This is a genomic window from Siphonobacter sp. SORGH_AS_0500 (assembly GCF_002838835.1).
GTDB lineage: Bacteria > Bacteroidota > Bacteroidia > Cytophagales > Spirosomataceae > Siphonobacter.
Window position 1 is genome coordinate 268203 of record NZ_NHPP01000008.1, and the last position, 7920, is coordinate 276122.

Annotated in this window: 5 protein-coding genes; 4 read left to right on the plus strand and 1 reads right to left on the minus strand. The window is 38.4% G+C overall.

What is annotated here, in order from left to right:
• Positions 1 to 497 precede the first annotated feature (497 nt).
• Entirely contained in the window at positions 498 to 1088 is a 591-nt protein-coding gene (locus BWI96_RS12035; protein ID WP_106636874.1) for an acyltransferase, read from the minus strand.
• Positions 1089 to 1576: 488 nt separating this feature from the next.
• On the opposite strand from BWI96_RS12035, the gene BWI96_RS12040 reads away from it, so the two are divergent.
• The 4 genes from BWI96_RS12040 (at position 1577) to BWI96_RS12055 (ending at position 7457) form a co-directional block, all read left to right on the plus strand.
• Complete coding sequence (locus tag BWI96_RS12040; protein ID WP_106636875.1) at positions 1577 to 3019, plus strand: glycosyltransferase; 1443 nt, start codon at positions 1577 to 1579, stop codon at positions 3017 to 3019.
• Between the two features lie 42 nt (positions 3020 to 3061).
• Entirely contained in the window at positions 3062 to 3817 is a 756-nt protein-coding gene (locus tag BWI96_RS12045; protein ID WP_106636876.1) for a glycosyltransferase family 2 protein, read from the plus strand.
• A 408-nt stretch (positions 3818 to 4225) separates the two neighbouring features.
• Complete coding sequence (locus BWI96_RS12050; RefSeq protein WP_106636877.1) at positions 4226 to 6550, plus strand: SLBB domain-containing protein; 2325 nt, start codon at positions 4226 to 4228, stop codon at positions 6548 to 6550.
• Positions 6551 to 6578: 28 nt separating this feature from the next.
• Positions 6579 to 7457, plus strand: coding sequence for a hypothetical protein (locus tag BWI96_RS12055; protein ID WP_106636878.1), 879 nt, complete (start codon positions 6579 to 6581; stop codon positions 7455 to 7457).
• Positions 7458 to 7920 lie beyond the last annotated feature (463 nt).

A 7920-nucleotide genomic window follows, 5' to 3' on the forward strand; every position in this document is an offset into this window, starting at 1 on the left:
TAAGTTCAATGAAGAGATATAACACGTAAGAAATTGCAAAGGTGATTAGAAAAGGTATAATCAGGGTAAGGGGTGTTTTTAAATACGAATGGATGGTTAATTGATTGACGAGATCAATTAAATCCCCCATAATGGCTGATGAATTAGATAAATGCTATAACTGCAAAGCCCTACATAAACAATGGGTTTTTCAATCCATTGGTACTTCTTCCTATTGAGTTGATAAGAAGAAAACAATAACCGATCGATGATTAATGCGAACATAAAAGCCGCCATTAAGAAAGATAAATAGGAGAATAGAAATAAGAAAACCTTACTAACGACAAAGAAGACAACAAACAGACAAATACCTGTATCTGATATGTTAAACGTCCGTTTATGATTATAATAATTTTCAGCAATTAAAGCACCCCAGGCCCAAATAATCCAGGAATTAATTACAAAAGTAATTTCGCTTAATTTTTGGCTTTGAATGTAAATTAAAAAAGAGATGCTAATTAAATGCCAAACGAATAATACCCAGCACAGGGTAGAAATCGACCATTTTTTCGCAGGTATAAAAACAAAGGGTAAAGTAGATATAACTGAACTTCCAGTGCAAGACTCCAGAAGGAAGAATTAATACCAAAAATAATTCGACTATCTCCCGATAAATTATGAACCATTAGCAAGTGAGTAAAAAAGGCTTGTTTACCAATAGTGTCCTTGAAGTAATACAGGATTTGATCGGAGCTTCTAAAAACAAAAAATAATAGAATCAGAAGATAAGGAGGATAAATACGCCAGAATCGTCGTGAAAAAAAATCTCTGCCATTAAATGCTTTTTCTTTTCTCAGATAGGAATAATGTATAAGGAAGCCACTAATCACTAAAAAAAGCTGAACGCCCACATGCCCAAAAGCAAGGGGTGAAAAAGTAGTATAAAGTTTATGGATTGTAATGGGTTCATTAAAAATGAAATCAGTAGTGATGGGAAAGTAATCGTTTACGGTATGAATGTGCCAGTGATATCCGAAAACAGCCAAAATAGCTACGCCCCGGAGCAGGTCAAAGAGTTCAAGCTGTTGAGGAGAAGAACTTGATTTCATTCAAATGATAATTAAATATATGGTGGCTTACTTGTGTTGAAGGTCGAAGAAATAGTGACTGATCAATAGACCGATTAAGGTGCCACCTATCAGAACTCATATAGAAAAACAAATCCTGCGACAAGGGAGTCGTTTCAACCGCGTATGCAATGCTAAATGCTTGCGTTTGAGACCTTGGAATAAGGCTTTATCCTCCAACCGTAGCGTTTGATCCAGGCAATCATAGTAGTATCATCACAATCAAAAGAAGCTTTAACAATAGTACAAAAGTTAGTACGTCAGAAATACCATTGCATCTAAATACACCCTGCTGATCCTGGAAATGTGAAGGCAAAGGCTTAGAGGTCTGGTTTATAACCGATGAAAGTGATCAGATGTTTTACGAAGTAAGATAGAGGTATTTCTCGCGTTGGAATGTAATTAATCCGGGGAGCAATGATTGCGGGGAGCCGTTGCGTTGTATTTTTGCCAATTCGAGTATTACCCCTATGCAAGAATCAGGTCAGCTTTTGAATCAGGAAAAATTCGTCCATCTGGATTATTTTGAACGGATCGCCTCTAGTCAGGTCTCTTACCGTCGTAAGAAGAAATACTATTGGGATGAGATTACCCATTACTGCAATTACTTCTCCCACGAAGATTTGTCGGTTTTAGAGGTCGGATGTGGCACTGGAGAGCTCCTGGGGCAGATCAGAGGCGAACGCAAAACGGGAATTGACTTCAGCGAAGGCATGATTCGGGTGGCTCGTGAGCAGTTCCCAGACGTACGTTTTGAATTAATGACAGCCCAGGAAATCCACTTGAATGAGACCTACGATCTTATTATTCTGTCTAATCTGATTGGTTACATTGATGACGTTCAGGCTCTTTTTGAACAGCTGCGACCGCTGTGCCATGATCGCACAAAAATCATTGTTAACTACTATAATTTCCTCTGGGAGCCTTTCCTGAAATTTTCTGAGTGGTTAGGGTTGAAACGAAAAACTCCCCGTCAGAACTGGCTTTCCCGCATGGATGTGGACAATTTGCTAAATCTGGCCGGATTTGATGTGTACCGGAACAGTTTGCGAATGTTATGTCCTTTTTATATTCCGCTGATTTCTACGTTTCTCAATAAATACGTAGCCAAACTGCCGATTATCAGGCATTTATCCATTAATCAATACAGTTTTGCCAAGCCACTCAAGGAAGTGGAGCAGTGGGAAAACCGCTTTTCAACGAGCATCGTTATCCCTGCTCGTAACGAAAGCGGAAATATTGAAAATGCGTTGTTGCGAATGCCTAAATTTGGTAAGCATCAGGAGATTATTTTCGTAGAGGGTAACTCAACGGACGATACCTGGGCAACGATTCAACGCATAGCCGAGCAATACAAAGACCAGTTTGATATTAAGATTCTTCAGCAGGATGGTAAAGGAAAAGGCAATGCCGTTCGAAATGGTTTTGCTGTGGCAACGGGCGATATCCTAATGATTCTTGATGCGGATTTAACCGTCCCGCCCGAAGATCTGCCCAAATTTTATAATGCTATTGCTTCCGGAAAAGGGGATTTTGTAAATGGCTCGCGGTTGGTTTATCCGATGGAAAAGAAAGCCATGCGTTTTCTTAACCTGCTAGGCAACAAATTCTTCAGCCTACTGTTTTCTTGGTTACTGGACAGACCGTTCAAAGATACGTTGTGCGGAACGAAAGTGATTTTCAGGACGGATTATTACCGCTTAATAGAAAACCGCAAGTTCTTCGGAGATTTTGATCCTTTCGGAGATTTTGATCTGATTTTTGGAGCTTTCAAATTAAATCTCAAGATCGTGGAAGTTCCCATTCGGTATCGGGAGCGGACGTACGGGGATACCAATATTTCCCGGTTCAAACACGGTTTCATCCTTCTTCAAATGTGTGCCTTTGCGGCCCGCAAACTTAAATTTATTTAAGCCCGCTCACCTATCGTTTTAGCTGGTGAATCATGTATACCTATGTCGGATCTGCCTAAGATTTCTATTATAACGGTTGTTTACAACGGTGCAGCCACGATTGAAGATACCGTTCGCTCGGTTTTGTCGCAGGATTATCCTTCTGTTGAGTATATCATTATTGATGGAGCATCCAAAGACGATACCCTGGCTCGTCTGAACCCCTACAGAGACCGGATCGCTCAATTGGTAAGTGAACCCGATAAGGGCATTTGGGATGCTATGAATAAGGGATTAAAGCGAGCTACGGGCGATGTGATCGGTATTTTAAACTCAGATGATGTATATGCTCACAGTGGAGTGTTGTCCAAAGTGATGCAGACATTTGAGGCGAATCCGACGGCAGAGGCGGTCTATGGCAACCTGAAATACATGGATACCTCTCTGACTAAAGTAATTCGAAATTGGAAGTCGAGAGCGTATGACCAGACTTTTTTCGAGTACGGCGAAATGCCTCCGCACCCTACTTTTTTCGCCCGTCGATCTTTATATGATAAGATTGGTTACATCGACATGAACTTCCGCTTAGGAGCTGACTATGAGTTGACGTTCAGAGCTATGCGAGTTTATCAGTTACCTACCTACTGGGTCGATGAATGTTTGGTACATATGCGAATTGGGGGGGAATCTAATCGAAGTGTTAAAAACATTATTGATCAACACCGATTGAATATGAAGGCTTGGACAATCCATGGTTTAAAAGTTCCTTTGTCTTTTCATTATCGAAAGTTTTTGCATAGACTTAAACAGTTTTTATGACGCTTTCATGTAATATGTTAACTTTGTAGGCGTTTATTACATAATATACCAACCTAACATCGACTTATGCAGATTCTTACTCGAATAGTTACTGGCTCCCTAAAAGGATAACCTTCATAAAATCAGAGTGATAGAATTGTATTTTTAAGATAGGGTTACTTTTTAAGTAGCATGCTTTTAGAAACACAATAATTTACTAAATTTCTGATTTTTTAGAACCTAATCTTAATGAAGAGAACGAATGGAGTCCGTATTCATCTTCCATGACTCTTCATTTCAGCAGGTTTTTGAGAATGAGTGAGTACTCATCCCGAAAAATCTTACTACTGCCTCTGGATCTAATCTGTATGGAGGTTTATATCTGATTATCAATAAATTAAGTACATACTTAACTGAATCATTCCAGCAATGAAGTTTAAATTACTTGTTCATGTACTAGTATTAGCCCTAATCGTAATACTCATTAATGGACAGCATTCGTATGCACAGGTAGTTAATCAGGAAAACTTATCGTCGATTAAAGTAGATGCTTTATCGGATGATCAGATAAGAGCTATTATAGAGCAAATCAGGTCTGAAGGTATCGCGGATGATCAGCTCGAAAAAGTAGTATTATCCCGTGGCTTACCTCAGGAGGAAGTAGCTAAACTGAAAACCAGAATTAGTGCTTTAAAAGAAAAAGAAGGAGAGCTGGATGTCGACAACAAAGACATTGTTAATACTGTCAAAGGGAGAAAAGAATTCAAATTTGAGAAGCCTAAGTCCATTGAAAAAGAGACATTGCCTTTATACGGGTCCCAAATATTTGCCAGTCCTAATCTGTTTGATATTAATACCAATAGACCTACCCCCAGCAATTATATCGTAGGTCCTGGAGACCAGTTACAGATTAATGTATACGGTAAATCCTTGGTAGACTGGCGTGTATCCGTGACCCCAGAAGGCTTTGTGATGCTGCCCGGAATGGGAAAAGTCTACGTAGGTGGCAAGCGACTTCAACAGGCTACAAACCTGATTAAAGATCGGCTGAGAGCCAATAACTACGCCATTGGCAACGGTACTTTCGTCGATGTCAGTTTAACCAACATCAGAACCATTCAAGTAACCATCATTGGTGAAGTAGAGAAGCCAGGAACCTATCCTATGACTTCGGTTCAAACTGTTCTAAATGCTTTATACGCTTCGGGTGGACCTACCCAAAACGGATCATTCCGGGAAATAGAAGTCATTCGAAATGGTCGTGTACACAAAGTGCTGGATATTTATGATATCCTTCAACGAGCGGATATTGAGAACAATATCTACTTACAGGACGACGATATTATCCGCATTCCTGTGTATCAGGTGCGAGTAGCAATCGAAGGTGAAATCAAACGTCCGGGCATTTATGAAGTGAAAAAAGGAGAGACTTTACAGGACGTAATTAATTTCGGCGGGGGCCTTACCGATTCCGCTTATACCACTCGCATTAAAGCCGTTCAACTTACCGATACAGAGAAAAAAGTAAAAGACATCGTTAATCAGGATATTAAAACATACATTCCTCAAAAAGGAGATAAGTATATCATCGATCAAATTCTAGATCGCTTTGAAAACCGGGTGACCATTAACGGTGCTGTGTATCGTCCGGGGCAATTCGAGTTAACTTCAGGACTTAAGCTTTCCGAATTAATCAGACAGGCAGACGGATTAAAGCAGGATGCCTTTGCAGAAAGGGGGTATGTGACGCGTCTTAATGAAAAGAATGAAACTCAGATTATTCAGTTTCAGGTTAAAAACGCAGCTCAGGGTGAATATGATACCTTGCAGCTTAAACGAGAGGATATTATCACCATTCCTTCCATTTTTGATTTAAGAGAGACTTATAACGTAACGGTTAATGGAAGCGTACGTAAAGGCGGAAACTTTCCCTTCTCCGAAGGAATGACGGTAGAAGACCTTATTTTGATGGCAGGAGGCTTATCTGAAGGAGCAAATACGCAACGAGTAGAAATTGCCCGCCGGATTAAAGACAGTGACCGTCAGGCGAAAGATGCGAAACTGGCTGAAATTATAACCTTATCTATCGATAGGAATCTAACGCTGGAATCTTCAAAATATAAGTTAGAACCCTACGATATTGTCTCTGTTTTCTCGGTATCTGGGTATGAAGTTCAGCGATCGGTGCAGATTCAGGGCGAAGTAATGAATCCCGGATACTTCACCTTGAGCCGTAAGGACGAAAGAGTATCTGATATTGTGAAAAGAGCTGGTGGGTTCAGTGCATACGCCTATACAAAAGCAGCAACGCTACAAAGAGGAGCAGAGAACATAGGAATAGATCTTCCGACAATCATGCAAAACCCTAGAAGCAAGTGGGACTTGTTGATGCAGAGCGGGGATATCATTGTTATTCCCATGATCAGTCAACTGGTAAAGGTTAGTGGTGAAGTATTAAGGCCCAAGAATGTTGTATTCGACAAAAGAAGTTTTAAATCCTATATTATAAATAGTGGGGGTTTTACTCAGAATGCTATAAAACGTAAGTCTTATGTTATTCATGCCAATGGTGAAGTAAAAGCAACTCGTCGTTTCTTGTTCTGGAAAATCTATCCTGAGATTGAGCCTGGTACTCAGGTGTACGTTCCCCGCAAGCGAGAAAAGAAAGAAACTATGAGTGCTCAAAGCTGGATCGGATTAGGTACCAGTATGGCCTCGTTAGCTGCGATTATATTTGCCATTGTTAGACGTTAATATTACTTCTATTTAACTAATTGAGAGAATGTCTGAAAATCTTCAGAATATAAAGGCAAATAAAACGATTGGTACCAATGAATTGATAATTAATATAATTCATTGGATTCGGTATATCTTAAGTAAATGGAAGGTTTTGGCCTTGTTTGCTATTATAGGATTAACTGGAGGAGTCTATTATTACAATACTCATAAAGGTAACTATACGGCAGAGTATTCTTTTATTGTATCTGGCGGAAATGGTCCTTCTGGCGGGTATTCAGGGATTGCTTCTCAATTAGGACTAGACGTTGGAGGAACATCTGGTTCTCTATTTGATGAAAATAACATTATTACTTTTTTTAGATCTCGATCAATACTGGACAAAGTATTGTATTCAAAGTATAAAAATAGTGACAAATTAATTATCGATAGATATATTGAAATTAATGGAATAAAAGATAAATGGTCAAAGAATAATATATCAGCAATTAAATTTAATGCTGAGGAATCTAAAAGAACAATTCAAGAAGATAGTGTTATAAATGGTATTTATAAAATCATTGTAAAAAGTAATTTATTTGTTGATAAACCAGATAGAAAAAGCGATATCATTTACGCAAGATTTATAGGTAATGACCAGGTTTTTTGTAAAACGTTTATAGACGAATTAATGAATCAGGTTTCATTGTTTTATAAAGAAACGAAAAGTAATAATGATCTAAGAAACGTAGAAATTTTGCAGAGACAGGTCGACTCTGTTAAAAATACTTTAAATGCTTCCATACGAGGGGTAGCGGTAGCCATAGATAATACACCGAATGCAAATCCGTCGCAACAAGTAGTAAGAGTGGAATCGCAAAGAAGGGTTGTTGATGCTGAGACTAATAAAGCCTTATTAGCAGAACTAACAAAAATTTACAGATGACTAAGATGGCTATGCAAAGGCAGCCTATACTATTACAAATTGTAGATTACCCTATTTTGCCTTTAGAATTCACCCGAACGGGATTAATTAAGACAGTGGCTATAGGAGTAATAGTATTTTTAATAATAGGAATAGTAGTAGTAGTTCTTACAAGAGTTTACACCCAAGTTAAACATCTATTTATTATAGATAAAGTGTAAATTTTTTTATTGTTTTTTTAATGTGAATAAAATATACAGCTGAAATGTACCTTTTAAATAACTAAATTTATTAGTCATTAAATAGTGCTGTTTAATGAGTTCTCTAGCCCTATTGAATACTATACATATTTAAATACCGAATCCTAATATCATATTTTATGCAACTGGACGTCCCGGTTTTATTTTTAATGTTCAATAGGCCTGATTTATCAGTTCAGGTATTTGCAAAGATTAGAGAGGTACAACCAAAGGCATTATACGTA

What these genes read in the sequence shown, in the direction of transcription:
- BWI96_RS12055 (WP_106636878.1), top strand. Translation starts at nt 6,579, where the DNA reads ATGTCTGAAAATCTTCAGAATATAAAGGCAAATAAAACGATTGGTACC.
- BWI96_RS12035 (WP_106636874.1), bottom strand. Translation starts at nt 1,088, where the DNA reads ATGAAATCAAGTTCTTCTCCTCAACAGCTTGAACTCTTTGACCTGCTC.
- BWI96_RS12050 (WP_106636877.1), top strand. Translation starts at nt 4,226, where the DNA reads ATGAAGTTTAAATTACTTGTTCATGTACTAGTATTAGCCCTAATCGTA.
- BWI96_RS12040 (WP_106636875.1), top strand. Translation starts at nt 1,577, where the DNA reads ATGCAAGAATCAGGTCAGCTTTTGAATCAGGAAAAATTCGTCCATCTG.
- BWI96_RS12045 (WP_106636876.1), top strand. Translation starts at nt 3,062, where the DNA reads ATGTCGGATCTGCCTAAGATTTCTATTATAACGGTTGTTTACAACGGT.